Raw genomic sequence first — 24,950 nt, 5'->3', positions numbered from 1 at the left:
CCGGGTCAGAAGATGAAGATCGTCACGACGGTACCCCGCGCGACGGGGGTCCCCGGGGCCGGGTTCTGGTTGCCGACGCGGTTGAAGAACTTGTTCGGCTGCTCGACGACGTTCACCTGCAGACCTTCCTCCTGCAGCCGTTCACGGGCCTTGTCGACGTCCCTGCCGCGGACGTCCGGCACCTCCACCGTCTGCTCCGGGTCCGGCCCGTTCGACAGGAAGATCGTCACGGTCGAGTCGGGGGCGGCCTTCGTGTTCCCGCCCGGTTCCTGGGCCACGACCTGGCCCTGGGGCACCGACGGGTCGAAGCGCGGGTCGCCGACCTCGACGACGAACCCGGCCGACCGCAGGGTGTTGCGGGCGGTGTTCTCGTCCTGGCGCAGGACGTCCGGGATCGCGACGAGCTCCTTGCCCTTGCTGATGACGAGGTCGACCTTCGTGCCCTTGGCCCGCTTCGCGTCGGCGACGGGGCTCTGGCTGATGACGAGGCCGGCGTCGACGTCGTTGTCGAACTTCTCGCTCACCTTGCCGAGCGCGAAGCCCTCGCCCTGGAGGTCCTGGTCGGCCTGGTCCTTCGGCTTGCCGGTGACGTCCGGGACGTCGAACAGCTCCGGCCCCTTCGACACGGTGAGGGTCACGGTGCTGTTCTTGCGGACCGCCGCCCCGGCCTCGGGCCGGCTCTCGATGACGATGCCCTTCTTGACGTCGTCGCTGAACGCCGTGACGACCTTCACCCCGAGCGGGATGTCGGCGAGCTGCTTCGTCGCCTCGGCCTGGGTGAGCGTCGCCGTGCTCGGGACGACGACCTGGGCGCCGGGGCCGGCGATGAACCAGTAGGAGCCGATGACGAGGACGACGGCGGTGACGACCACGAGGGCCATGACGACGAGGCCGCGCCGGCGGCGGGCCTCGGCGAGCCGGGCGAGGGCCGCGTCGTCGACGGGCGGGCCGATCTCGTCCTCGTTGACGGGCAGGCCGGCGACGAGCCGCGACCTGCGGCTGCGCGGCGGTGGCTGCATGCCCGTGGGGGAGTGCCCGTTCCCGAGCGCGTCGTGCCCGGGTGCGCCGCCCGCGCCGTTGCCCAGAGCGGACGCCGCGAGCCCGGGGAGCGCCCGGGTGCGGTTCTCGACCGCCTGGTCGACGGCCTGGGTCGCGGCGAGCCCGTCGAACGGGTCGTTCATCGCGGCGGCGACCGCGCCCGGGGCGTACGGCACGTCGGCCCGCTCGTCCATGAGCTCGGCGGGGATCCGGCGGCGTGCGGAGCGCAGCATGGCGAGGAACGCGGCGGCGTCCGCGGGGCGCTCGTCGGGGGTGCGCGCGGTGGCGGCCAGGACGACGTCGTCGAGCGCCTCGGGGACGTTCGGGGCGATGTCGGACGGGGTGGGGACGTCCTCGTGGACGTGCCGGTAGGCGACCTGGGCGGGCAGCTCGCCGACGAACGGCTGCCGCCCGGTGAGCACCTCGAAGAGCACGATGCCCGCGGAGTAGACGTCGCTGCGGGCGTCGGCGGTGCCCTCGGTGACGAGCTCGGGGGCGAGGTAGGCGACGGTGCCGAGCAGCACGCCGGTCGTCGCGTTCGTCGATGCTGCGGCCCGGGCGAGACCGAAGTCGGCGACCTTGACCCGGCCGTCGTCGGTGAGGATGACGTTCTCGGGCTTGACGTCGCGGTGCACGATCCCGGCCCGGTGCGCCGCGGCGAGCGCGTCGAGCACCGGGTCCATGACCCGAAGCGCCTCCTTGGGCGTCAGCGCGCCGCGCTCGACGAGCACCTGGCGCAGCGTGCGGCCCGGGAGGTACTCCATGGCGAGGTAGTGCAGGTCGCCGTCCTGGCCCTGGTCGAAGACCCCGACGACGTTCGGGTGCGACAGCCGGGCGGCCGCCCGGGCCTCCCGGTCGAAGCGGGCGGCGAAGGCGGCGTCGCCCGCGAGGTGCGAGTGGAGCACCTTGAGGGCCACCGCACGGTCGAGCCGACGGTCGAGGGCGTGGTAGACGGTGGCCATCCCGCCCCGGGCGACGAGCTCGAGAACGAGATAGCGGTCGTCCAGCAGCCGCCCGACGAGCGGGTCCTGGAGGGTCGCGTCCACGTGGGGAGTCTACGTATGCCGGGGGGTGCTGTCGGCAAACCCCCGGTAAGGAGCGTCCGCGGCGCGGCCGGGGCGCGCACGGACGGTGTCCGTCGGCGTGGCGAGCGTCACCGGAAGCGGGCCTCGAGCCGTTGGACGTTGGCGACGTAGCGCCGGGTGTCGGGGAACATGCCGTTCTTCCGGACCGAGCCGAGGCCCTGGTAGTAGCCGGCGATCGCCGTCCGCTCGTCGGGGGCCGAGCGCAGCAGCGCGGCGATGATCGCCACCCCGGCGGTGACGTTGTCCTCGGGGTCGAGCAGGTCGATCCGGTGGCCGACGAGCCGTGAGGCCCACACGCCGGACGACGGGATGACCTGCATGCAGCCGATGGCGTTCGCCGGGGACACGGCCCGCTGGTTGAAGCCGGACTCCTGGTAGGCGATCGCCATCGCGAGGGCCGGGTCGACCTTGTACTTCTTCGCGGTCCGCGCGACGAGCGCCTTCATCTGCTCGCGGGTGGGGACCTTCCGCTTCGCGAGGATCGCCCGGTTCGCGGCGGCGGCGCGGGCGACGGCATCGGGGTAGGTGCGGCCCGCGAAGGTGTTCGGGTACCCGGCCCCGGGCACGAGGATCTTCTGCCCGGGGTGGATCACCGACCGCGTCGTCAGGTGGTTCAGCGCCAGGAGCTGCTGGAGCGTGACCTTCTCCCGCAGGGCGATCCCGGAGAGGGTGTCGCCGGAGCGGACGACGACGACGTGCGTCGGCGCCGCGGCGCGCCCCGGCTTCGGGGCCGCCTTGACGCCGGGGAGCACGAGCTTGCGCCCGGGCCGGATGAGCGTCGACGTGAGGTGGTTGGCCTTCATGATCGCGGCGACGGTGATCCGGTACCGGTGGCCGATCTCGCTCAGGGTGTCGCCCGCGCGGACGACGTGCACGACCGGCTTGGCGCCGGACCTCTTCGTCTTCTTCGCGGTGGACGGCGAGGGGGTCTTCACCCCGGGGAGCACGAGCCGCTGGCCGGGGTGGATGAGGTCGCTCGCCCGGATGCCGTTGGCGCGCGTCAGGGCGGCGAGGCTGATCCCGGCCCGGTGCGCGATCTCGCTCAGGGTGTCGCCGGACCGCACGACGTACGTGACGTCCTTGGTCCTGGCCGCCTTCTTGGCGACGACCGCGGACCGTGCGTGCGCTGTCGTCACGGCGGTGAGCGCGCTGTGCGACCCGGCCTGCGGGACGCTGCCGGCCCGCTCGGTGCCCGTCGCCGCGGGCGGTGCGACCGGAGCCGACGTGGGCGGGGTGGTGACCGCCGCGGCCCCGGTCGCGCTGCCGCCGACGACGGCGGCCGCGAGGAACGGGATGCCCGCGGTCCGCAGCGCGGAGCCGCCGGTGGCCGAGACGACCGGCGGGACGGCAGGGGTCGCGGAGGGCGCGCCGGAGGCCCGGCGGGGCGTCGCGGGGCGCTTCCCTGCACCCTGGCGGCGTCGTCTGCTGCTCATGGTCAGCGGCTCCTGTCACGTCCTGTGACTGTTGTGGTCGCTGGGACGGATGGGACGGTAGCGGAGCAACGTTCCGTGATCACGGAAGCGCGCCGACGGGTGTTGACACGTTGTCGGGCCCGTTCCCGGGGTCGCGGTGCTCCCGACGGGGTCGTGCGCCACGGGACCGGCCGGGCGTGGCAGGCTTGACCCGTGACCGAGACGGCCCCGACCGACCCCGCAGACCACGGCCTCGACGCGCTCGTCGACGCCTGGCTGCCCCTTCCGGACGTCGCCGAGCAGCTCGGCATCGACGTCGGCAAGGTCCGCCGCCTCCTGCAGGACGGCGCGCTGCTCGCCGTCCGCCGGGGCGAGCGCCGGATCCTGTCCGTCCCCGAGATGCTCCTCATCGAGGTGGACGGCCGGATGCAGCCGCTGCCCGAGCTCAAGGGCACGATCAGCGTCCTCGCCGACGCCGGCTACGACGCCGCCGAGTCGCTGCGCTGGCTCTTCACCCCGGACGAGTCGCTGCGCTGGCTCCTCACCTCGGACGAGTCGCTGTCCGGCACCCCGGTCGAGGCGCTGCGCGCCGGCCACAAGACCGAGATCCGCCGCCGCGCGCAGGCCCTCGCCTTCTGACGGGGGTCAGGGGACGGCGACCCACTTCGCGGCGTCCTTGCGGGCCGCGCGGGCGCGGCGCAGGCCGGGGATCGCGACCTTGAGCCGCTCGGGCATCGGGACCGAGACCCGCTGGGTGAGCACCTGGTAGTGCGCCGCCTCGACGGCGCCGAGGATGCCGCCGTACAGGGTGAACGCCGTCCGGACGCAGTCGCGGCTCGTCGGGTGCAGCATGTCGATGCCGGGCTCGGCGAAGGCGTAGAGCTGCCGGGTGCGCTCGATCTCGAACTTGAGCAGCTCGCGGACCGGCGGGGTGACGACGCCGCGGGCGAGCATCTGCCGGGTCACCCCGAAGACCTCGAGGTCCTCCATGGGCAGGTAGACCCGCCCGCGCTCGAGGTCCTCGCCGACGTCCCGGATGAAGTTCGACATCTGGAACGCCTCGCCGAGCGCCCGGGCCCGGGCACCGGCCTCGGGGGCGACCGGTTCGAGCACCGGGAGCATCTGCAGCCCGATGACCGCGGCCGAGCCGTACATGTAGTGCTCGAGGTCGGCGTAGGTCTTGTACTCGGTGACGGTGATGTCCATCCGCATGGACTCCAGGAACGCCTCGACGTGCGCGCGGGGGATCTGCCAGCGGCGCATCGTGTGGAGCATCGCCGCGCCGACCGGGTTCGTCGTCGACCCCTGGGCGAGCGCGTCGAGGAAGACCGCGCCCCAGTCGAGCAGCGCCTGCGGGTCCGGGTCGGTCAGGGAGTCGACGAACTCGTCGGCGTACCGGGCGAAGCCGTAGAGCGCCCAGACGTACGGGCGCTTCTCCGGCGGGAGGAGCAGGGTCGCCAGGTAGTACGTCTTGCCGTGCTCGGCGTGCAGGCGCCGGCACTGCTCGAAGGCGGAGCGGAGCTCGGGATCGGTGATCCCGGCGGCATCGAGGCAACGGGCGCTGCTGCGGTTCACGCGGGGCATCCTGCCGGACTCCGGGGGGATCCCCGCAACCCGCAGGTCGGCAGGGGTCTCGTCGGTCACCGCCACGCGCGCGACCGGTAGCTCTTGTCGGGGCCGAGGACCCGCTCCGCGGCGAGCCGGCCGGAGACGAGCACCATGGGGACGCCGACCCCCGGCTGGGTGCCGGAGCCGGTGAAGACGACGTTCTCGCCCCACAGGTTGCCGGGCCGGAACGGCCCGGTCTGCCGGAACGAGTGGGCCGCCGCGAACGGGGCGCCCCGCTCCATCCCGCGGGCCTGCCAGTCCAGCGGCGTCGTCACGTGCTCGACCTCGATGGCGTCGCCGAAGCCGCTGTAGCCGCGGGCCTCGAGGGTCTTGACGACGTGCTCGCGGTAGTGCGGGGCGAGCTTCGTCCAGTCCAGGGGCGCGTCGAGGTTCGGCGTCGGGAAGAGCACGTAGTAGATCTGCTTGCCGTCCGGGGCGAGCGAGGGGTCCGACCGGGTCGGGTTCGTCACGAGCACCGACGGGTCGCTCATGAGTCGCCCCGACAGGAGCTCGTCGAAGATCTCGCGCCACGCCGTCCCGAAGTGGATGTTGTGGTGGGCGATGTCCGGGTAGGTCGCCGACGAGCCGGCGAGGAGCAGGTAGCAGGACGGCGAGTACGTGAGGCTCTTGGCCCGCCAGTGGTCCTTGCCGAGCAGGTCCCGGTAGGCGACGGGCAGGTCCGGGTTGAGGACGACGACGTCGCACGCGATCCGCTCGCCGTCCGCCGTGACGACCGCGCTCGCCCGGCCGCCGGAGTGCTCGACCTTCGTCACCGTCGTCGAGTAGCGGATCTCGACGCCGTGCTTCTCGGCGGCCGCGGCCATCGCCTGCGGGACGGCGTGCATGCCGCCCTTGGGGAAGAAGACGCCGGCGACGGAGTCCATGTACGCGATGACCGCGTAGATCGCGAGCGCGTCGTACGGCGAGAGCCCGGCGTACATCGCCTGGAACGAGTAGATCCGTTGTGTGCGAGGGTCTTTCAGGTACTCCTCGACCTTCGGCGCGAGCTTGCGGAAGCCGCCGATCGCGACGAGCTTGGCGAGGTTCACCGAGAGCAGGTCCAGCGGCGAGTCGATGTTGCGGTCGATGAAGTCCCGCATCTCGTAGTCGTAGAGCTTGGAGACGAAGTCGACGTACCTGCGGAAGCCCGCGGCCTCGCCCGCGCCGATGACCGTCTCGATCTCGGCGGCCATCGCGTCGACGTCGGAGTGGACGTCGAGCCGCGAGCCGTCGGCGTAGGTCGCGCGGTAGAGCGGCGCGACCGGCTCCAGCTCGAGCCAGTCCTCCATCCGCTCGCCGAGCGCGTCGAAGCAGTCGGCGATGAGGTCGGGCATCGTCAGCACCGTGGGGCCGGGGTCGAACCGGTACTGCCCGTCGGCGGTGTCGGACACGACGACGCCGGCCCGCCCGCCGGGGACGTCCTCGCGCTCGAGCAGGGTGACGCGGCGGCCGGCACCGGCCAGCCGCATGGCCGTCGAGAGGCCGGCGAGGCCGGCCCCGACGACGACGACGTGGTCGGTGGGGCCGGTCACGGTGCGGGTGCGGCCGGGCAGCCAGCCGGCGGCGCGGCGGCCGCGCTGCGACAGGGTGGCCATCAGAAGGCCCGCGCGGTCGCGGCGACGACGAGACCCTCGAGGACCTCGCGGGCGTGCGGGTCGACGTCCGCCGAGGCGAGCGCGGCCCGGCACTGCGCGACGAGGTCGTCGACGAGCTGCTCGGTGGCCTCGAGGGCGCCGGTGGAGACGATGACGTCGCGCAGCGCCTCGACGCCGTGCGCGTCCAGGCCCGGGTCGCCGAGCAGCGACCGGACGAGGCCGGCCTGCGCCGGGGACGCCGTCTCGAGCGCCTTCGCGACGAGCACGGTCCGCTTGCCCTCGCGCAGGTCGTCACCGGCGGGCTTGCCGGTCTGCTCCGGGTCGCCGAAGACGCCGAGGACGTCGTCGCGCAGCTGGAAGGCCTCGCCGAGCGGCAGCCCGTAGGCCGAGTACGCCGCGAGCAGCTCGGGGGAGGCGCCGGCGAGCGCACCGCCGATGAGCAGCGGCTGCTCGATCGTGTACTTGGCGCTCTTGAACCGGATGACCCGGCGGGCGCGGGCGACGGCGTCCGGCCGGGTGTCGTCCGGGTGGTCGGCGGCGTGCGCCGCCTGCTGGCCGGCGATCGCCTGCTCGAGCATGTCGAGGTACTGGCCGCCCATGAGCTCGGTGCGCATCCGGTCGAAGACGGCGCGCCCGCGCAGCATCGCCGTCGCGTCGAGACCGGCCGCCTGGAAGAGCTCGTCGCTCCACACGAGGCACAGGTCGCCGGCGAGGACGGCGCCCGCGAGGCCGAAGCGCTCGCCGTCGCCGGTCCAGCCCGAGCCGCGGTGCAGCGTCGCGAAGCGGCGGTGGACGGCGGGCATGCCACGCCGGGTGTCGGAGTCGTCCATGACGTCGTCGTGGATGAGCGCCGCCGCCTGGAAGAACTCCAGCGCCGCGGCCGCGGTGACGACCTGCTCGCAGTCGGCGCCGCCGGCGCCGCGCCAGCCCCAGTAGCAGAAGGCCGGGCGCAGCCGCTTGCCCCCGCGCATGAGCTCCGCCACGGCGTCGACCATCGGCGCGCACTCGGGGCTCACTCCGTCGAGGACGTCCGACTGCCGCGCGAGGAACGTGTCGATGACCTTGTGCACCCGGACGCGCAGGTCCTCGGCGTCGAGCGGACTCGTCGTCGCGTGCTGCGCGGTGGTCGGTTCGGCGGTCACGGGGCCCTCCGGGGCGACGAATGGGGGAGCGGACTGGCTGCGGCGGCGTCCACGTCGAGGGTATGGGCGGGGCGGCCTGACGGCACCTCGCAGCCTGGTCGGGCCACGAGGTGCCGCCGCCCTGCACCTGCACTTCCGGCCGGGTGCTCCGGTTGGATGCAGCGGCGGCCGGGTGGTCCGGGAGGAATCGTCCGGGTCGTGGACGTCACGCTCCCCACGATGTGGAACTCGCCTAGTGTGTTGCGCATGACGCGACAGGACGGCCTCGGCGAGACGCTCCGACGACACCTCTCCGGAGGCGGGCGATCGTTCTCGTTCGAGTTCTTCCCGCCGAAGGACGACGCGGGGGAGGCGACGCTCTGGCAGGCGATCCGCCGGCTCGAGCCCTTCGCCCCGCTGTTCGTCTCGGTGACCTACGGCGCGGGCGGCTCGACGCAGGACCGGACGACGCGGATCACCCGCCAGATCGCCGAGGTCACGACGCTCGACCCGATGGCCCACCTCACGTGCGTCGGTGCCTCGGTCGCCGAGCTGCGGCACGTCGTCGGCGGGTACGCCGACGCGGGGGTCCGCACGGTCATGGCGCTGCGCGGAGACCCGCCCGGCGGCCCCGGCCGGCCGTGGACCCCGCACCCCGAGGGCCTCGACCACGCGATCGACCTCGTCCGGCTGGTGCGGGAGACGAGCAGCTTCTCGATCGGGGTGGCGGCCTTCCCCGACGGCCACCCGGAGAGCCCCGACCTCGAGCACGACGCGCGGATCCTTGCGATGAAGGCCGACGCCGGGGCCGACTTCGCGGTGACCCAGTTCTTCTTCGAAGCGGGCTCCTACTTCCGGCTCGTCGACCGGCTCTCCGCCCTGGGCTGCGACATCCCGGTGCTGCCGGGGATCATGCCCGTGACGAACATCAAGCAGATCCAGCGCTTCGCCGAGCTGTCGGGCGTCCCGCTCCCGCCCGCCGACGTCGCCCGGCTCGAGGCCGTCTCCGATGACCCGGACGCCGTCCGGCGCGTCGGCGTCGAGCTCGCGAGCGAGCTGTGCGCCACCCTGCTCGAGGGCGGCGCGCCGGGGCTGCACTTCTACACGCTCAACCGTTCGACCTCGACGCTCGAGGTGTTCGCCAACCTCGGGGTCGGCGCGGCGCACTGACCTCGGCCGACGCGCCCGGTCAGGCCACGGGCCACGTCTCGGGGAGCCCGTGGCCGCCGTCCGCGACGAGCACCGCCCCGCTGACGAACGACGCCGACTCGTGGGCGAGGAAGAGCACGCACGCCGCGATCTCGTCCGGCGTCCCGCTGCGCCCGGCCGGGCCGGCCGCCGCGGCGGCCTGCTCGAACGCGAGCTGCGAGCCCGTCGCGACGTAGCCGGGCGCGACGACGTTGACCGTCACGCCCTCGGCGACGACCTCGAGCGCGAGCGCCCGGGACAGCCCGTTGAGCCCCGCCTTCGCGGCCGTGTACGTGGCCTGGCCCGGCATCGCGTTCGTCGTCCCGGTCGTCGAGCCGACCGAGACGATCCGGCCGTAGCCCGCTGCGCGCATGACGGGGACGACTGCCCGGCACATGAGGAACGCCGTCGTGAGGTTGCGGGCGAGCGCGGCCTCCCAGCCGGCGAGGGTGAGGTCCGTGACCTGCTCCTCGGCGTCCCAGCCGGCCGTCACCGACGTCATGCCCGCGTTGTTCACGAGGACGTCGACCCGGCCCCAGCGCTGCACCGCGGCGTCGACGAGGGCCTGCGCCCCGGCCTCGGTCGTCAGGTCCGCGGCGACCCCGACGGCGTCCGACCCGGTCGCCGCGGTCACCTCCGCGGCCCGGTCGTGGACCCTGTCCGACGTCGCCCCGAGAACGACCCGTGCCCCTTCCGCGGCGAGCCCGCGGGCCACCGCGAACCCGATGCCGGCCGGCGCGCCCGCGCCCGTGACGATCGCGACCCGGTCGCTGAACCTGCCCATCCGCCGGAGGGTAGCGGCGCGCCCGACGACCTGCGCCCGGCGGGCCGCACCGGACGGCGTCGGTCCCGCGACGCCGGGCCCCGCCGGGGACCATGATGGGCGCATGACCGAGACGAACCCGTCCATCGTCAGCGTGAGCGGCACCGGGACGGCGTCCGCGCCCCCGGACGCGATGCGGATCCGGCTCGCGGCGAGCGCGTTCCGCCCGACCCTCGCGGCGGCCCTCGCCGACTCCGAGTCCGCCGCGGCCCGGGTGCGCGCCGCGTTCGCCGCCGGCGGGGTCGCCGGCAAGGACGCCGTGACCCAGGGCCTGTCCGTGCACGCCGAGCAGGTGTGGACCGAGGGCAAGGGCAACGAGGTCACCGGCTACCGCTCCGACCACGAGCTGCTCGTGACGACCCGCGACATGGACGCCGCCGGCCGCGTCCTCGGCGAGGCGCTCGTCGCGGGCGGGGACGACGTCCGGCTGCACGGCGTCGAGTTCGTCGTCGAGGACGACGCCCCGCTGCTCGTCGAGGCCCGGGCCGCCGCCTGGCGCGACGCCGTCGCGAAGGCCGAGCAGATCGCCGGGCTCGCCGGCCGCCCGCTCGGCCGGGTCGTCAGCGTCGTCGAGGGCGGCGTCGGCGCGATGCCGCCGCCGATGCCGAAGATGCGGATGATGGCCGCGATGGCCGCGCCCGACATGGCCGTCGAGCCCGGCGGGGTCGACGTCCACGTCTCGCTCGCCGTCCACTGGGAGCTCGAGTAGGCAGGCCCGCGCCGGCCGTGATGCCCCGCGCGGAGTACCTCGAGCGGTGGACGGCGCTGCACGGCGGCGTCCCCGCGACCGGGCTCGTCGGCGGCTGGCTGACGATGGCGCACGCGCTCGCCGGGCCGCTCGTGCGGCTGCGGGTCGGCCCGGACGGCGTCACCCTGCTCGGGCTCGGCGTCGCGCTCGCCGCGCTGTGGCCGGCGTCCGCCGGGGGCCGGGCCGCGCTCGCCGTCGCGGTCGTCGTCACCGTGGCGGGCGTCCTCGACAACCTCGACGGGGCCGTCGCGGTGATGACGGGCCGGGTCACCCGCCGGGGCGCCGTCCTCGACGCGGTCTGCGACCGGCTCGCCGACGCCGTGTTCGTCGGCTGCCTCTGGCTGCTCGGCGCCCCCGGCTGGCTCGTCGTCGCGGGCGGCGCCGTCGCGTGGCTGCACGAGTACCTGCGGGCCCGGGCCGCCGCCGGCGGGATGAGCGAGGTCGGCGTCGTGAGCATCTCCGAGCGCCCGACCCGGATCGTCGTCACGGTGATGTTCGCCCTCGGCGCCGGGATCTACCCCGGGGCGGGTGAGCGCTGGGCGCTCGCCGGGGCCGCGGCGTGGCTCGTCGTGGGCGTCGTCGGGTTCGTGCAGGTTGTGGTCGTCGTGCGGCGACGGCTCGCGGGCTGAGCGCGTGGGCTCGGCTTGCTATGGGCCGGCGTGCTGTCGAGGTGACGACGAGGGGCCGCATGTCTCGTGGGCGTCCTCTGGCGGGCTGTGCACGCTACGTGGGCGTCCTCTGGTGGGATCCGCACGCTACGCGCGTCGTCCTCTGGCGGGTTGCGCGCACTTGGTGGCGTCCTGTGGCGGGTTCTGCACGAAGACCCGTCCTGTGGGGGCATAAGCACCCTAAACGCGAGTTTTAGCGTGCTTCGTACACCAGAGGACGTGCCTTCAGTGCATCAGTCACCAAAAGACGCCGACGTAGCGTGCAGATCCCGCCAGAGGACGCGACCCGAAGCGTGCGTCACTCACCAGAGGACGCCCGCAGAGCGTGCAGAACCCACCAGAGGACCCACCCGCAGAACCGGCGGGACGACCACACCCGGTGGACCAGGACGGCGTCAGGCGGGCCCGACGAGCTTGGTGACGATCGCGGCGGACAGCCCGACGAGCGGGATGCCGCCGCCGGGGTGGGACGACCCGCCGACGAGGAACAGCCCCGGCACCGGGGAGCGGTTCGCCGGGCGCAGGAACGCCGCGCGGGCGCCGTTGCTGCTCGTGCCGTAGATCGAGCCGCCGACGCTGCGGGTGTCCCGCTCGAGGTCGGCGGGGGTGCGGACGACGCGCCACAGCAGCCGGTCCCGGACGTCGAGCCCGCGGGCGGCCATGAGGTCGAGGACGGTGTCCGCGTAGGCGTCGGCGAAGCCGGGCGCGTCCCAGTCGATGCCGCTCGGCCGGCCGAGGATGCCGCTCGGCCGGCCGAGGATGCGGCTCGCCCCCGGGTCCGGGGTGCCGTCGGCGACGTGCCGCGGGGCGTTGACGAGGACGAACCAGGCCTCGGTGTCCGGGCCCGGCCGCAGCGCCGGGTCGTCGGGGGCGCTGACGTAGATCGTCGGGTCCGGGACCGCCCGCGGTCCGGAGAGCCGGTGCGGCCCGGTGCCGAAGATCGAGTCGAACTCGTCGTCGTAGTCGTCGCCGAAGAGCACCGTGTGGTGCCGCAGCCCGGGCGTGCGGCCGCGCAGCGCGAGGAGCAGGACGACGCCCGACAGCGAGGGCTGGGTGCGGCGCAGCGCCTGCAGCGCGGGGGCCGCGACGTCCGGCGGGACGAGGTCGCGGTAGAGGTGCGCGGCGTCGGCGTTGGCGACGACGACGTCCGCGGCGACGGTCTCGCCGTCGACGAGCCGGACGCCGCTGACCTTCCCGGCGTCGACACAGATCCGGGTGACGTCGGCGCCGGTGCGCACCCGGGCACCGCACTCCAGGGCCCGGGCGTGCACGGCGTCGAGGAGCACCCGCATCCCGCCCGGCACGTACCAGGAGCCGAACGCCTGCTCGACGTACGGCACGGTCGCCAGGGCCGCCGGGGCCCGGCGCGGGTCGGAGCCGGTGTAGGTGGCGTAGCGGTCGAGGAAGGTCCGCTGGTGCGGGTGCCGCAGGTACTGCCGGCCCAGGCCGCGCAGCGACCGCCAGGGCGCGATGGTCCGCAGGTCGCTGACCCGGCGAGACTGCGCGACGAGCGAGCGGGCGCCGTCGAGCGGGGACTCGAGGAACGTCTCGCGGGTCGCGTCCCAGATCCGCGCGGCGCGCTCCATGAAGGAGGTCCAGTCGGCGCCCGCGCCGCCGCCGACCGCGTCGTCCCAGGCCGCGGCGATCCGGGCCCGGGACACGTTCGGCATGTCGAGCTCGGTGCCGTCCGCGAACCGGTAGTGCGCGGCGGGGTCGACGGGGGCGATGTCGACGGCGTCCTCGAGCGGGCCGCCGGTCTTGAGGAACAGGTCGCGGTAGACGGCCGGCAGCGTGAGCAGGTGCGGCCCGGTGTCGAAGACGAAGCCGTCGCGGGCGTACCGGCCGAGCTTGCCGCCGACGGTCGCGGCCTGCTCGAGGACCGTCACGTCGTGGCCGAGCCGGGCGAGCCGGGCGGCGGCGGCGAGACCCCCGAGGCCCGCGCCGACGACGGCGACGCGGCTCACCGCTGCACGGTCCCGCCGACACTGAACGAGCGCCTGGCGCCGGCGCCCTCGACGGCGACGAGCAGCACCTCGTCGCCGCGCGCGTAGATCCGGCCGCCGGTGCCGGGGGCCAGGGTGCGGCCGTCGGTCGACTCGAAGCCCTGCTTGCGGAACGTCTTGTCGTAGAACGCGAGGATCGCGTCGGCGGACTTCGTGGACGTCCCGCTGAGGGACACCTCGAGCCGGTCACCGGACGTCCGCACGGCGCTCGCGGTGACCGTCGCCCCGGGCAGCAGCGGGATGACGTCGGTGGGGAAGCCGGCCATGAGGCCCGCGGTCGCCGTCCCGTGCCCGTTCTCGGTGCCGTCCTCGCCCCGGTCCTCGTCCCCGTGCTCGCCGTCGTCCTCGCCGGCTGCGACAGCGGCACCGACCGTGCGGTCCCCGGGCCGGGGCGAGGACGGCACCGAGAACGGGCACGGGACGGCGGTTCGGGGTCATGGGTCGGGTCATCCGTCTCCGCCGGGCAGCGCCCGGCCCTTCCAGGTGAGGGCGCCCGCGTCGTGCAGGCGCCAGGACCGCGCGGTGAGCCAGCCGAGGACGGCGACCGACGCGGGGTGGGCGAAGGAGTCCGGCAACGAGCGGCCACCGGTGCGCTCGGCGACCGCGTAGCGGCCGGCGACCGCCGCGACGTAGCCGGCGAGGCCGACCCGGGAGCCTCGCAGGGCGGCCACGGCGGGGACGACGTAGAGGACGCCGAGCCCCCCGACCGTCGCCGCGGCTCCCGCGCGGGAGCCGAACGCCGACCACAGCGACTTGGAGTAGCCGTCCCGGACGGCGGCCCAGCCGTCGTACATCCGGCACGTCGCGAGGTGCGAGCCGTCGACGACGCCGCCGGTGCCGCCGACGGCCTTGACCGCGCGCAGGAGCGCGATGTCGTCGAGGACCTCGCCGCGGATCGCGCCGTGGCCGCCGGCCTTCGCGTACGTCGCCGCGTCGACCGCGAGGAGCTGGCCGTTCGCGGCGGCCAGCGACGGGCGCGGCGACGACTCGGCGACCCGCAGCGGCAGCGTCGTGAGCCAGGACCACTGCAGGAGCGGCTGGACGAGCCGTTCGGCGGGGGTGCGCGCGAGCTGGCGCGGGTACGGGCTCACGAGGTCGAGGCCGGTCCGGCGCAGCAGGTCGACGGTCGCGGCGACGGCGTGCGGTGCGAGCCGGACGTCCGCGTCGAGGAAGACGAGCACCGAGCCGGACGCCGCCTCCGCGAGCCGCGCGCACGCGTTCGGCTTGCCGAGCCAGCCGGCCGGGGGAGGTGTGCCGGTGAGCAGTTGCACCCGCGGGTCGTCACCGGCGACCTGCCGGACGACGTCCGCCGTGCCGTCCGTCGAGCCGTCGTCGAGGACGAGGATCTCGAGGTCCCCGACCCCGACCTGCTCGAGCACCGACGCCAGGCAGCGGCCGACGTGCGCCGCCTCGTCGCGGACCGGCAGGAGCACGCTGACCCGCTCGTCCACCGGCGGCGGGTCGTCGTCCGGCACCCGCAGGGTCCGCATGTTCACCAGGGAGTGCGCCGTGAGCGCGGCCGAGCCGAGACTGCCGGCCCACACGAGGCGCCGCCACAGCCGGCTCACCGTCGCACCTCCCGGACCACCCGGACGAGGTAGGGGCCGGCGCACACACCCATCGCGAGGAGCCCGTACCCGGCGACGGCGGGCCGGTCGAAGAACGCGAGGTTCGCCAGCCCCGAGCCGAGCCAGGTCCAGGCGAGCAGCGCGGCGGGGACGAGGTCGGCGCGCGCCTGCGCACCGGGGTCGGCGTCCGGCGCGGACCGCGGGACGACGACGTCGAGCGCCGCGACCATGACGAGCGCGACGAGCACCCAGCCGGCGTAGTTCGTCAGCGGGACCCCGGGGACGCCGGGCAGCGCGGGCTCGGGGAACCGCCAGGTCCAGTGCCCGGCCGCCACCATCTGGGGGTCGAGGTAGAGGTCCCACGCGGCGAGGGTCAGCCCGCCGGCGGCCGCGGTCGCGGCCCGGCGTGCGGCTCGGCCGGGGAGCCCCGCGGCCAGCCGCCGGCCGAGGAGCAGGCAGGGCCAGGCCATCATCGTCCAGGCCAGCGGGACGACGACGGGGACCCCGAGCGCCTTGGTGCCGAGGCTGTCCGCGTAGGCGTACTCCCCGAACGGGACGCCGGTGCGGACGCCGACGGTCTCCGCGAGCAGCCCGAGGCCGCCCGCGACGACGAGGACGGCGAGCGCCGCCCGGGCCCCGCGCGTCGTCGCCGCGTGCACGAGGGACGCCGTCGCGAAGAGCAGCACCGTGACGATCGTCGAGAGCCGCAGCGCCTCGCCGGACAGCAGCGGGTAGCTGATCTGCGCGAGGACGACGGCCCCGGCCAGCACGAGCGGGAGGACGTGCGGGAGGGCACGGGCCGCGCCGCCGGTGCCGTGCGGCCCGGCCGGGCCGTCGGCACCTGCCGGGGCCCTGCGCGGGTGCGTCGTCGCCGAACCGTCCACGGCCGGAGTCTAGGCGTGCGGACCCGGGACCCACCCGCCGAGGACCACCGGCGGGCTGGCGTGCCTCAGGGGCCGCCCGCGGGCGGGGCACCTGCCGCGGCCCGGGCGCGACGCTCCCGCCGCTCGCGGCGGTACCGCCGGACCCGGCCGAGCAGGAGCAGCACGACGACGAGCCCGACGAGCAGCAGGACGCCGGCGATCCCGGCCGCGAGCCACGGGTTGAGCAGCGAGATCGAGACCACGCCCGCGACGGTGACGTCTTCGGCCGTGCTCACGACGATGTTGCTCGCGGGCTCCGGGGAGGTGTTGACGACCGCCCGCAGCCCGGCCTTGACGAGGTGGCTCACGAGCGCCGAGGTGCCGCCGGTCACCGCGAGGAAGGCCTGCTCGGGGGTCGACGCGTCGCCCGCGATGAGGACGCCGAGGATCGCGCCGATCGTCGGCCGGATCGCCGTGTGCACGGCGTCCCACACCGAGTCGACGTAGGGGATCTTGTCCGCGACCGTGTCGAGGAGGAAGAGCACCCCGGCCGCGACGAGGACGTCGGTGCGGGTCAGCGCGTGCGGCACGTCCTCGACCCCGAGGAACCGGCCGGCGAGCCCGAGGAGCAGCACGACGGCGTAGCTGTTGATGCCGCTCGCCCAGCCCGAGCTGAAGACCCAGGGCAACGCCTCCATGGCGCAAGCCTAGGGCTTGGCGGCGAGCAGGTCGTCGTACCGGACGCCGGCGAACGCGCCGTGCGCGGAGAGCACCTCGAAGCGGGCGAACAGCTCCTCGGCGTACCAGCCGACGCTCGCCGTGCGGGCGACGGCCTCGGCGTGCGGTGCCCGGCGGTGGGCGAAGTCGTTGAGCATCGCCGACGACGACCACAGGCTGAACGTGCCCTGCAGGCCGACCGGGGCCTCACCGATGCCGACGGCGAGCAGCAGGCCCTCGCTCGCGTGCAGGTCGGCCGAGACCGGCGGTACCGAGCGCCAGAACGTGCGGGCCTTCGACGTACGGATCCGGGCCCGGGTCAGGGCCGCCACCGGGCCCTCGACGCGGCGCGGGGCGGGGTCGCCGAACGGGGCCCGCCCGGCCCAGAGCCCGCGCGCGGCGATCGGCCGGAGCACGAGGTCGAGACGCTCGGCGGCGAGGGACTCCCAGCGCCGGTGGGTCACCCCGCCCGCGAACTCCGCGGCGGCCTCCGGCGAGTCCCACACGGCGAGCAGGCCCCAGTGCTTCGGGTCGGCGTCCCGGACGGTGAAGGTCCGCCCGTCCCCGGTGCCGAGCAGCTTGGCGAACTGCAGGCCGGGGGCGCGGCGCAGGTGCCGGCGGTCCAGCGCCATCCGGGAGACGGCACCGGGGACCGCGGACGCCGAGACGCCCCAGAACGTCAGGGTGACGAGGGGGAGGGCTGTGCCGCCTATGTCGCCGCCTGTGTCGCCGTCCGCGTCGGACATGTCAGGCGACGTCTGCGGGGGTGCCGCCGGTGATCCGGACGAGCTCGTCGTACGTCGTCGGGAAGACCGTGCGCGGGTGGCCGCCGGCCGCCCACACCTCGTCGAACTGCGCGAGGTCGGTGTCGACGAGGGTCTGGACCGGGCTGGTGTGCCCGACCGGGGCCACCCCGCCGATCGCGAAACCCGTTGTCTCCCGGACGAAGTCGGCGTCGGCCCGGTCGAGCCGCGGGGCACCGACGAGCGCGGCCACCTTCGCGGTGTCGACCCGGTGCGCCCCGGACGTGAGCACGAGCAGCGGCCGCCGGCCGCCGGGCGCGGTGTCGTCCGGGACGGCGAAGACGAGCGAGTTCGCGATCTGCGCGACGCCGACGCCGAGCTGCTCGGCGGCGAGCGGCGCCGTCCGCGCGTGGTCGCCGAGGACGACGATCGCGCCGGACGCGCCGCGCTCGGCGAGGACGCCGCGCACGCGCTTCACGGACGGGTGGTCGTCGAGCTCGCCGGGGCCGGAGGAGATCGGGGACGTCACGTCGCCAGGCTAGCCACGTCCCGGCGGGACGCGCGCGCGAGGTGCCGGATTGCCCTCCCTTGCGGCCTGCGATGCCCGCATGATTAGTTAGGTAAGCCTTACCTAACTATGAGGAGGAACCATGCAGGGTGCACCGGTCCCCGTGGCCGCCCGGGCCCGGACGATCCTCGCCGCCGCCACGCGGGTCGCGGTCCGGGCCGGCGCGGTGGGCGTCGGGCAGCCGGTCGCCGTCGTCGCGGACGAGGACGGCGACGTCTACGTCGTGGACCGTCGTCCCGGCGGCTGGGCCGGGCTGCCGGTCGAGGTCCGGTGGCGGGCCCACGACCGGGCCCTCGGGGAGCTCGTCGTCGGCGGCCGGTGCGGGCCGGTCGTGCCGCTGCGGGACGTCCCGCTGGGCGACCTGTCGCGGTCCGACGGGTGCGACTGCCCGGGCATGACCGACGTCGACGGGCTCGTCGCCGCCCCGGTGCGTGCCGAGCGGGTCCAGCTCGTCGAGCGGTCGGCGACCGGGGACGTCGTCCGGCGGGCCGTGCCGCAGGCGCTGTTCCGTGCCGCCCGGCCGGACCCCTGGACCGTCCGGCTGCTCGGCGTCGCCGAGCACCTCGAGCGTGAGCACCAGACCGAGCTGCGCGTGCTCGCCGGTACCCGGGGCGGGCCGACGGGCACGTCGGCGGTCTCGGTGCGGTCGCTCGCGGGCGACGGGCTCGTCCTCGCCTGTCTCACCGGGGACGGCGTCACCGACGTCGTCGTCCGCTTCCGGACCCCGGTCCGGGACCTCGACGCCCTCGGCGCGTGGTTCCGGGTGAACACGCCGCTGCGGCACGACCTCGGCTTCTGACCGGGTCGTGCCGCAGCGGTGAGGTGCGCGGGTGCTCCTGCGCGGAGGTCACAGCCCCTTGACGAGGGAGTGGCGCAGGTCCTTGTTGAGCTGGCTGATGACGTCCAGCGGGATCTCCTTCGGGCACGCCGTGGCGCAGGCGCCGACGTTCGTGCAGCCGCCGAAGCCCTCCTCGTCGTGCTGGTTGAGCATGTTCACCACACGGGCGTCGCGCTCCGGCTGGCCCTGCGGGAGCTCGCCGAGGTGGGTCACCTTGGCGCCGAGGAAGAGCATCGCCGAGGCGTTCGGGCAGGCGGCGGCGCAGGCGCCGCAGCCGATGCAGACCGCGGCGTCGAACGCCCGGTCGGCGTGCACCTTCGGCACGAGCTGGGAGTGCGCCTCGGGGGCCGAGCCGGTGTTCACCGAGACGTAGCCGCCCGCCTGGATGATCCGGTCGAGCGGGCTGCGGTCCACGACGAGGTCGCGCAGCACCGGGAACGCGTCCGCGCGCAGCGGCTCGATGGTGATCGAGTCGCAGCCCTCGAACGAGCGCATGTGCAGCTGGCACGTCGTCGTCACCTGCGGGCCGTGCGGCTCGCCGTTGATGACGAGGCCGCACATGCCGCAGATGCCCTCGCGGCAGTCGCTGTCGAACTCGACCGGCTCCTCGCCCTTGGCGATGAGGTCCTCGTTGAGCACGTCGAGCATCTCGAGGAAGGACATGTCCGGCGAGACGTCGTCGCGCTGGTAGCTGACGAGCCGGCCCGGCGCGTCCTTGCCGGCCTGGCGCCAGATCCGAAGAGTGATCTTCACTTGTAGCTCCGCTGCTTCATCTCGACGAACTCGTACACGAGGGGTTCCTTGCGCAGGACCGGTGGGCCGTCCTCGCCGCTGTACTGCCAGGCCGAGACGTAGGCGTACTCGTCGTCGTGGCGCAGCGCCTCGCCGTCCTCGGTCTGGGACTCGACCCGGAAGTGGCCGCCGCAGGACTCGCGGCGCTGGAGGGCGTCGATGCACATGAGCTCGCCGAGGTCGATGAGGTCGGCCACCCGGCCGGCCTTCTCGAGCGAGGCGTTGACCTGCTCGTTGGCGCCGAGCACCCGGACGTCGTCCTGGAACTCCTTGCGCAACGCGCGGATCCGGCTGATCGCCTCGAGCAGGCCCTCCTCGCTGCGCTCCATGCCGCAGTACTCCCACATGATGTGGCCGAGCTCGCGGTGGAAGGAGTCGACGGTGCGCGACCCGTTGCTCGAGAGGAAGCCCTCGATCCGGGTCTGCACCGCCGAGCGGGCCTCGACGACCTCCGGGGCGTCCTGCGCGACGGTGGGGAAGGGGCCGGCCGCGAGGTAGTCGCGGATCGTGTTCGGCAGCACGAAGTAGCCGTCCGCCAGGCCCTGCATGAGGGCCGAGGCCCCGAGCCGGTTGGCCCCGTGGTCGGAGAAGTTCGCCTCGCCGGCCACGAAGAGGCCGGGGATCGTCGACTGCAGGTCGTAGTCGACCCAGAGCCCGCCCATCGTGTAGTGCACGGCCGGGTAGATCCGCATCGGCGTCTCGTACGGGTTCTCGCCGGTGATCCGGGCGTACATGTCGAAGAGGTTGCCGTAGCGGGCCTTGACGGTGTCGACGCCCAGGCGCGCGATGACGTCGGCGAAGTCGAGGTACACGCCGAGGCCGCCCGGGCCGACGCCCTTGCCCTCGTCGCACTGGTACTTCGCGGCGCGCGAGGCGATGTCCCGTGGCACGAGGTTGCCGAACGACGGGTAGATCCGCTCGAGGTAGTAGTCGCGGGCCTCCTCGGGGATCTGCCGCGGGTCCTTGTCCCGGTCCGCCGGGTCCTTCGGGACCCAGATCCGCCCGTCGTTGCGCAGCGACTCGCTCATGAGCGTGAGCTTGCTCTGGTGCTCCCCGGAGACCGGGATGCACGTCGGGTGGATCTGCGTGAAGCACGGGTTGGCGAAGAGCGCGCCCTTGCGGTGCGCGCGCCAGGTCGCGGTGACGTTGCAGCCCATGGCGTTCGTCGAGAGGAAGAAGACGTTGCCGTAGCCGCCGGTCGCGAGGACGACGGCGTCGGCGAGGTGGGTCTCGATCTCGCCGCTCACCATGTCGCGCACGATGATCCCGCGGGCCCGGCCCTCGACGATGACCAGCTCGAGCATCTCGTGCCGGGTGAAGACCTCGACCGAGCCGGCCGCGACCTGGCGCTGCAGGGCCTGGTAGGCGCCGATGAGGAGCTGCTGGCCCGTCTGGCCGCGGGCGTAGAACGTCCGGGAGACCTGGACGCCGCCGAAGGAGCGGTTGTCGAGCAGGCCGCCGTACTCGCGGGCGAACGGGACGCCCTGGGCGACGCACTGGTCGATGATGTTCGTGCTGACCTCGGCCAGCCGGAACACGTTCGACTCGCGGGCGCGGTAGTCGCCGCCCTTGACGGTGTCGTAGAAGAGACGGAAGACGGAGTCGCCGTCCTCCTTGTAGTTCTTCGCCGCGTTGATGCCGCCCTGGGCCGCGATCGAGTGCGCGCGGCGCGGGGAGTCCTGGTAGCAGAAGGACTTCACGACGTAGCCGGCCTCGCCGAGCGTCGCGCTCGCCGAGGCACCGGCCAGGCCGGTGCCGACGACGATGACCGACAGCTTGCGCCGGTTCGCCGGGTTGACGAGCTTGGCCTCGAACTTGCGCCGGCTCCAGCGGGTCTCGATCGGCCCGGCCGGGGCCTTGGTGTCATGGATGGGCTCGCCCTCGACGAACAGCCCTGCGGTGCGGTCGGTCATGTCGGTCGGTCCCATCAGTCCACGACGCCGAACAGGATGAACAGCGGAGGCAGTGCGAAGCCGATCGTCGTGACGAGGGCGATCGCGTACGCGGTCGTCTTCGCCGTCCGTCGGGCCCGCGGGGAGTTGGTCCACCCCAGCGTCTGGGCACCGCTCCACACCCCATGCTGCAGGTGCAGCCCGAGGGCTGCCAGCGCGAGGAGGTAGATCACGACGACCCACCAGACCTGGAAGCTCGCGACGACGAGCGCGTAGGGGCTGTCGCCGATCGTGGCGTCCTTGACGTCGGGGTTGACGTTGACCTTGACGATCGTGAACTGGATCAGGTGCCAGACGAGGAAGAGCAGGAGCGCGACCCCGCCCCAGCGCATCGTCTGCGACTTCCAGGCCATCCGGCTCGCGGCGCTGACGGCGTAGCGCGTGCTGCGCGCACCGCTCGCCTTGCTCCACAGGTAGAAGGCCGAGTACGCGTGCCCGACGAGCGCGAGGATCAGGGCGACCCGGAAGAGCCACAGGAAGCCCGCGTACGGGAGGATCGGCTCTCCGATGGTCCGGAGATGGTGGGCGTAGGTGTCGAAGGCGTCCTGCCCGGCGAAGACCTTGAGGTTGCCGTACATGTGCGCGAGCACGTAGAAGACGAACAACCCACCGGTCGACGCCATGAGCAGCTTCATCGCAACGGTCGTGCGTCGCGCTCCGGTCTTCCGGGAGCTCAGGGTCTGGGTGGCCACGAGTGGACATTATGTGCGCACCGGGGGTGACTACCAGGACCGGGGACCCGGAACACGCGTGCGGACGTCGTGGAATTCGCCACGTCCGTCCCGGTGGCGGGGTCCGTGGGTCTGTGCGCGGGGCCGCCGGGCGCCGCTGCTGTACCGCCGGCCGACGTCACAGCCGGCCGACGTCACAGCCGGCCGACGTCACAGCTGTTCGACATCACAGCGGGGCCCGCCGCCGTCCGAGGTCGGTCTCGAAACGCTCGAGGAGGTCCAGGACGTCGACCGCCGCCCAGACCCGGTTGCGGGAGCCGCCCGAGACCTCGGCGAGGACGTCGGCCCCGACGAGCCGGTCGACGGCCCGGTAGAGGTTCTTGTCCGCGACGGCGCCGTCGGCGCCGCCCTCCTCGGCGAGCACCCGGAGGGTGTCGATGTCGACGACGGGCTGGCGCAGGAGCGCCTCGAGGAGCACCGCGCCGACGGACCCGCGCCGCGGCCGGGCGGCGTCCCACCACGCGCCGCGCACCTCGGCGAGGTCGAGCGCGAGCCGCAGCCCGGCGGACGCCGCGTGCGACGTCGCCGCCGCGAACCGGGCGAGCCAGACGTCGAGCCGGCCGGCCCGGTAGTCGGCCAGCCCCGCGAAGTACGCGTCGACGTCCGCGAGGAGCACCGTCGAGACCGGCACGACCGTCGTGCGGACCAGGCCCCGGCGGCGCAGGAGGACGTGGACGAGCGCCCGGCCGGTGCGGCCGTTGCCGTCGGTGAAGGGGTGGATCGTCTCGAACTGCGCGTGGGCGACGGCGGCCTGGGCGACCGGGTCGACGTCGACCCGGTTGCAGAACCGGACGAGGTCGTTCATGAGCGGGGCGACGAGGCCGGGCTGCGGCGGCACGAAGAGGGCGCCGCGCGGGGAGTGGAACGAGCCGCCGACCCAGTTCTGCACGGTGCGCAGGTGGCCGGCCCAGCCGGACTGCTCGGGGTCGTCGGCGAGCAGCGTGCGGTGGACGTCGAGGACGTCGTCGACGGTCGTGTCGCCGCCGTCGGCGGCGCGGGCCACGGCGAGGGTCATCGCCCGGACGTTCGCCGCGACGTGCGCGGCCGCGCTGCGCGGGTCGCCGCCGCGGAGCATCGCGAGCCCGACCTCGCGCTGGGAGGCGCGCAGGTGCTCGATCCGGGACGACGCGACGGACTCCGAGCGCAGCAGGGCGCCGGCGAGGGCGGTGAGGTCGACGGTCGCGGAGCGGTCGAGGACGGCGACCGCCTCGGTCGCGGCGGCCAGCGCGGCCCGGGCCTCGGGACCCGGGCGGACGGGCCGCTCGCCGATCGCGGGCGGCACCGCGGCCTCGAACTCGCGGAACTGTCGGTCCCCCCGGGGAGGCTTGGGGCCGTGCCGGGGCCACTCCCAGGTGCGGGGCTGGCCGGCGACGGCGGGCCACGGCTCCGGCCCCGGATCGGCGGCGTGGTCGGTGACCGGGTCGGCCACGGGGTCAGCGGCGCCGGCGGCGGAAAGTGTCACCATCACTCCTCCTCGCTGACGTTTGTCGTGCCTAAGTGTAAGTACAGCACGGTCGGAGTGACGTTTCCAGCGGTTCCCGGGCGATCCGGGCGTGTCTCCTGCGGCGACACGCCCGGCCGTCCCGGCGGAGGTGCGCAAGCCGTTGAGCCCCGGCCGGGGGCGGTGTACAGTCGAAATCGTTCGAACGCGTGTTCGAACGCCTGGTGGGATCGCGGACCCGCCGGGCGAGCGGTCCGTGGCACGGCGACTCGACCCCGCCGTGCCACGGGCCGTGACCAACGGGTCTCATCCGGCGGGCGTGTGGGGAAGCGCGCCCGCCGGGTGGGGCACCGGCGTCCGTCTTCCCCACGGCGTCGCCGGCACCCGTCGACACCGACGTCGACGACGCCCGGCGCGCACTCACGAGGGGAGGCACCGCAATGGTCCGACGGTACGAGGAACCGGTCGAGGTCCGTCCTGCACCGGACGGCGAACGACCGGGGAGCTTCCTGTGGCACGGCCGGCTCTACGTCGTCCGCGACGTCCTCGGGCACTGGCGCGAGCGCCGGGCCTGGTGGGCGTCCGCGGCGGCGCGGGCGGTCCACGGGGACGGCGACGAGCACGGTCCGGGGGGCGCGGGTCCGGGCACCGGTCCGGGCGTGGTGCCGCGCGAGGGGGACGAGCACGAGGGGGACGAGCAGGAGGTGCGCGGCCCCCGGGTCGCGCTCGCCCCGGAGCGCGAGGTGTGGCGGGTCGAGGCGAGCCGTGGCCGGGTCCACGGCACCGGGGTCTTCGACCTCTGCCGCGAGGGGGCGCGGGCCGACGGGTGGCGCCTCGTCCGCGTCGCGGACTGACGTGCGTCGTGAGCGGCAGGAGCGGGCCCGACGACCCGCACGAGCACGACCCGAACGACCCGAACGACCCGATGCAGGACACGACCGGCGGCGCAGGGCCCGCCGACCAGGAGGCCGACATGCCGGTGAGCACTCTGGACCGTCCACCCGTCTCGGTGGCCGCACGCATGCTGCTCGAACGGTCCCGGGCGGGGCTGCTCCAGGCCTGCGCGGCCCGCAGCTGCGGCGAGCGCTACGTCGCGGCGCACCTCGCGGCGCTGCGGGCCGGGGCCGCGGTGCTCGCGGTCCGGGGGCGGGCGACGACCCGGGGCGGTCCCCGCAGCGTCTGGGACATCCTCCCCAGGGTCGCCCCCGAGCTCACCGAGTGGGCGGCCTTCTTCGCCGCGACCGCGACCCGGCGCGCCGCCATCGAGGCCGGCCGGGGCGAGGGGATCTCGGCGCGCGACGCCGACGACCTCCTGCGCGACTCCGAGACCTTCCACCACGTCGTGGAGACGGTGCTCGGCATGCCCTACCAGCCGGTGCTGCCGGGGGCGCTGCCGACCTGCACGTGACCCACCTGCTCGTCAGCCCACCTGTCACGTAGGAGAGAAC

General features: G+C 74.4%; 24 protein-coding genes. 7 read left to right on the top strand and 17 right to left on the bottom strand.

Features of this window, described 5'->3' with window-relative positions; translation table 11 throughout:
- Positions 1-5: 5 nt before the first annotated feature.
- Positions 6-2,084, bottom strand: a complete 2,079-nt coding sequence (gene pknB, locus EDJALFJO_RS26710; protein WP_088289364.1) for a Stk1 family PASTA domain-containing Ser/Thr kinase — start codon at positions 2,082-2,084, stop codon at positions 6-8.
- Positions 2,085-2,191: 107 nt separating this feature from the next.
- On the bottom strand, positions 2,192-3,556 hold the full coding sequence (locus tag EDJALFJO_RS26705; protein WP_088289363.1) for a LysM peptidoglycan-binding domain-containing protein: 1,365 nt from the start codon (positions 3,554-3,556) through the stop codon (positions 2,192-2,194).
- A gap of 192 nt (positions 3,557-3,748) precedes the next feature.
- Between EDJALFJO_RS26705 and EDJALFJO_RS26700 the strand changes: the two genes are divergently transcribed.
- Entirely contained in the window at positions 3,749-4,174 is a 426-nt protein-coding gene (locus tag EDJALFJO_RS26700; protein ID WP_088289362.1) for an Rv2175c family DNA-binding protein, read from the top strand.
- Between the two features lie 6 nt (positions 4,175-4,180).
- Here EDJALFJO_RS26700 and EDJALFJO_RS26695 read toward each other — a convergent pair whose 3' ends face one another.
- The 3 genes from EDJALFJO_RS26695 to EDJALFJO_RS26685 are packed head-to-tail and all read right to left on the bottom strand — an operon-like array spanning position 4,181 to position 7,880.
- Entirely contained in the window at positions 4,181-5,119 is a 939-nt protein-coding gene (locus tag EDJALFJO_RS26695; protein WP_088289395.1) for a phytoene/squalene synthase family protein, read from the bottom strand.
- 56 nt (positions 5,120-5,175) lie between these two features.
- Positions 5,176-6,738 carry a phytoene desaturase family protein gene (crtI, locus tag EDJALFJO_RS26690; RefSeq protein ID WP_088289361.1) on the bottom strand — a complete coding sequence of 521 codons (1,563 nt, stop codon included), beginning with the start codon at positions 6,736-6,738 and terminating at the stop codon, positions 5,176-5,178.
- Positions 6,738-7,880, bottom strand: coding sequence for a polyprenyl synthetase family protein (locus EDJALFJO_RS26685; protein ID WP_088289360.1), 1,143 nt, complete (start codon positions 7,878-7,880; stop codon positions 6,738-6,740). Before EDJALFJO_RS26685 ends, crtI begins: the two co-directional genes overlap by 1 nt.
- A 246-nt stretch (positions 7,881-8,126) precedes the next feature.
- Here EDJALFJO_RS26685 and metF point away from each other — a divergent pair, with 246 nt between their 5' ends.
- Entirely contained in the window at positions 8,127-9,029 is a 903-nt protein-coding gene (gene metF, locus EDJALFJO_RS26680) for a methylenetetrahydrofolate reductase [NAD(P)H] (RefSeq protein WP_088289359.1), read from the top strand.
- Between the two features lie 19 nt (positions 9,030-9,048).
- On the opposite strand, the gene EDJALFJO_RS26675 is transcribed toward metF, so the two are convergent.
- The gene (locus tag EDJALFJO_RS26675; protein WP_088289394.1) at positions 9,049-9,831 is read right to left on the bottom strand and encodes an SDR family NAD(P)-dependent oxidoreductase; all 783 of its coding nucleotides are present in this window, start codon (positions 9,829-9,831) and stop codon (positions 9,049-9,051) included.
- A 103-nt stretch (positions 9,832-9,934) separates the two neighbouring features.
- Here EDJALFJO_RS26675 and EDJALFJO_RS26670 point away from each other — a divergent pair, with 103 nt between their 5' ends.
- The gene (locus EDJALFJO_RS26670; RefSeq protein ID WP_158220576.1) at positions 9,935-10,579 is read left to right on the top strand and encodes an SIMPL domain-containing protein; all 645 of its coding nucleotides are present in this window, start codon (positions 9,935-9,937) and stop codon (positions 10,577-10,579) included.
- A gap of 20 nt (positions 10,580-10,599) precedes the next feature.
- A complete protein-coding gene (locus EDJALFJO_RS26665) occupies positions 10,600-11,247 on the top strand; it encodes a CDP-alcohol phosphatidyltransferase family protein (protein WP_088289393.1) in 648 nt (215 codons plus the stop codon).
- A 434-nt stretch (positions 11,248-11,681) separates the two neighbouring features.
- Here the strand turns inward: EDJALFJO_RS26665 and EDJALFJO_RS26660 are convergent, their stop codons facing one another.
- From EDJALFJO_RS26660 to EDJALFJO_RS26630, 7 genes are all read right to left on the bottom strand, one after another.
- Positions 11,682-13,250, bottom strand: a complete 1,569-nt coding sequence (locus tag EDJALFJO_RS26660) for an NAD(P)/FAD-dependent oxidoreductase (RefSeq protein ID WP_088289357.1) — start codon at positions 13,248-13,250, stop codon at positions 11,682-11,684.
- Complete coding sequence (locus EDJALFJO_RS26655) at positions 13,247-13,693, bottom strand: hypothetical protein (RefSeq protein ID WP_088289356.1); 447 nt, start codon at positions 13,691-13,693, stop codon at positions 13,247-13,249. Before EDJALFJO_RS26655 ends, EDJALFJO_RS26660 begins: the two co-directional genes overlap by 4 nt.
- Before the next feature lie 42 nt (positions 13,694-13,735).
- Positions 13,736-14,857: a glycosyltransferase family 2 protein gene (locus tag EDJALFJO_RS26650; RefSeq protein WP_233150049.1), complete on the bottom strand. Its 1,122-nt coding sequence runs from the start codon at positions 14,855-14,857 to the stop codon at positions 13,736-13,738.
- Positions 14,854-15,741, bottom strand: coding sequence for a carotenoid biosynthesis protein (locus EDJALFJO_RS26645; RefSeq protein ID WP_088289355.1), 888 nt, complete (start codon positions 15,739-15,741; stop codon positions 14,854-14,856). Before EDJALFJO_RS26645 ends, EDJALFJO_RS26650 begins: the two co-directional genes overlap by 4 nt.
- Before the next feature lie 65 nt (positions 15,742-15,806).
- A complete protein-coding gene (locus tag EDJALFJO_RS26640) occupies positions 15,807-16,418 on the bottom strand; it encodes a DUF4126 domain-containing protein (protein ID WP_088289354.1) in 612 nt (203 codons plus the stop codon).
- Positions 16,419-16,427: 9 nt separating this feature from the next.
- Positions 16,428-17,183 (bottom strand): monooxygenase, encoded by a 756-nt coding sequence (locus EDJALFJO_RS26635; protein WP_088289353.1) that lies wholly within the window; start codon positions 17,181-17,183, stop codon positions 16,428-16,430.
- Position 17,184: 1 nt separating this feature from the next.
- The gene (locus EDJALFJO_RS26630) at positions 17,185-17,709 is read right to left on the bottom strand and encodes a YbaK/EbsC family protein (protein WP_233150048.1); all 525 of its coding nucleotides are present in this window, start codon (positions 17,707-17,709) and stop codon (positions 17,185-17,187) included.
- Between the two features lie 121 nt (positions 17,710-17,830).
- Here EDJALFJO_RS26630 and EDJALFJO_RS26625 point away from each other — a divergent pair, with 121 nt between their 5' ends.
- The gene (locus EDJALFJO_RS26625; protein WP_088289352.1) at positions 17,831-18,547 is read left to right on the top strand and encodes a hypothetical protein; all 717 of its coding nucleotides are present in this window, start codon (positions 17,831-17,833) and stop codon (positions 18,545-18,547) included.
- Between the two features lie 48 nt (positions 18,548-18,595).
- Here EDJALFJO_RS26625 and EDJALFJO_RS26620 read toward each other — a convergent pair whose 3' ends face one another.
- From EDJALFJO_RS26620 to EDJALFJO_RS26605, 4 genes are all read right to left on the bottom strand, one after another.
- Positions 18,596-19,339 carry a succinate dehydrogenase/fumarate reductase iron-sulfur subunit gene (locus tag EDJALFJO_RS26620; RefSeq protein ID WP_088289351.1) on the bottom strand — a complete coding sequence of 248 codons (744 nt, stop codon included), beginning with the start codon at positions 19,337-19,339 and terminating at the stop codon, positions 18,596-18,598.
- Positions 19,336-21,291 carry a fumarate reductase/succinate dehydrogenase flavoprotein subunit gene (locus tag EDJALFJO_RS26615; protein WP_088289390.1) on the bottom strand — a complete coding sequence of 652 codons (1,956 nt, stop codon included), beginning with the start codon at positions 21,289-21,291 and terminating at the stop codon, positions 19,336-19,338. Before EDJALFJO_RS26615 ends, EDJALFJO_RS26620 begins: the two co-directional genes overlap by 4 nt.
- A gap of 14 nt (positions 21,292-21,305) precedes the next feature.
- Positions 21,306-22,022: a succinate dehydrogenase cytochrome b subunit gene (locus tag EDJALFJO_RS26610; protein WP_198950676.1), complete on the bottom strand. Its 717-nt coding sequence runs from the start codon at positions 22,020-22,022 to the stop codon at positions 21,306-21,308.
- Positions 22,023-22,227: 205 nt separating this feature from the next.
- Positions 22,228-23,526 (bottom strand): Fic family protein, encoded by a 1,299-nt coding sequence (locus tag EDJALFJO_RS26605; RefSeq protein ID WP_088289349.1) that lies wholly within the window; start codon positions 23,524-23,526, stop codon positions 22,228-22,230.
- A 416-nt stretch (positions 23,527-23,942) separates the two neighbouring features.
- On the opposite strand from EDJALFJO_RS26605, the gene EDJALFJO_RS26600 reads away from it, so the two are divergent.
- The gene (locus EDJALFJO_RS26600; protein ID WP_088289348.1) at positions 23,943-24,356 is read left to right on the top strand and encodes a DUF6504 family protein; all 414 of its coding nucleotides are present in this window, start codon (positions 23,943-23,945) and stop codon (positions 24,354-24,356) included.
- 8 nt (positions 24,357-24,364) lie between these two features.
- Positions 24,365-24,910, top strand: a complete 546-nt coding sequence (locus EDJALFJO_RS26595; RefSeq protein WP_198950675.1) for an SAV_6107 family HEPN domain-containing protein — start codon at positions 24,365-24,367, stop codon at positions 24,908-24,910.
- Positions 24,911-24,950 lie beyond the last annotated feature (40 nt).

Source organism: Kineosporia sp. A_224 (genome assembly GCF_002198655.1).
Lineage (GTDB): Bacteria > Actinomycetota > Actinomycetes > Actinomycetales > Kineosporiaceae > R-H-3.
This window is presented reverse-complemented; position numbering and strand designations above follow the sequence as displayed.

Bases quoted from the DNA above. Each gene is read 5' to 3' on its own strand.
- EDJALFJO_RS26670 (WP_158220576.1), top strand. From the start codon at position 9,935: ATGACCGAGACGAACCCGTCCATCGTCAGCGTGAGCGGCACCGGGACG.
- metF (WP_088289359.1), top strand. From the start codon at position 8,127: ATGACGCGACAGGACGGCCTCGGCGAGACGCTCCGACGACACCTCTCC.
- EDJALFJO_RS26665 (WP_088289393.1), top strand. From the start codon at position 10,600: ATGCCCCGCGCGGAGTACCTCGAGCGGTGGACGGCGCTGCACGGCGGC.
- EDJALFJO_RS26695 (WP_088289395.1), bottom strand. From the start codon at position 5,119: ATGCCCCGCGTGAACCGCAGCAGCGCCCGTTGCCTCGATGCCGCCGGG.
- EDJALFJO_RS26600 (WP_088289348.1), top strand. From the start codon at position 23,943: ATGGTCCGACGGTACGAGGAACCGGTCGAGGTCCGTCCTGCACCGGAC.
- EDJALFJO_RS26605 (WP_088289349.1), bottom strand. From the start codon at position 23,526: ATGGTGACACTTTCCGCCGCCGGCGCCGCTGACCCCGTGGCCGACCCG.
- crtI (WP_088289361.1), bottom strand. From the start codon at position 6,738: ATGGCCACCCTGTCGCAGCGCGGCCGCCGCGCCGCCGGCTGGCTGCCC.
- EDJALFJO_RS26640 (WP_088289354.1), bottom strand. From the start codon at position 16,418: ATGGAGGCGTTGCCCTGGGTCTTCAGCTCGGGCTGGGCGAGCGGCATC.
- EDJALFJO_RS26635 (WP_088289353.1), bottom strand. From the start codon at position 17,183: ATGTCCGACGCGGACGGCGACACAGGCGGCGACATAGGCGGCACAGCC.
- EDJALFJO_RS26705 (WP_088289363.1), bottom strand. From the start codon at position 3,556: ATGAGCAGCAGACGACGCCGCCAGGGTGCAGGGAAGCGCCCCGCGACG.
- EDJALFJO_RS26625 (WP_088289352.1), top strand. From the start codon at position 17,831: ATGCAGGGTGCACCGGTCCCCGTGGCCGCCCGGGCCCGGACGATCCTC.
- EDJALFJO_RS26675 (WP_088289394.1), bottom strand. From the start codon at position 9,831: ATGGGCAGGTTCAGCGACCGGGTCGCGATCGTCACGGGCGCGGGCGCG.
- EDJALFJO_RS26615 (WP_088289390.1), bottom strand. From the start codon at position 21,291: ATGACCGACCGCACCGCAGGGCTGTTCGTCGAGGGCGAGCCCATCCAT.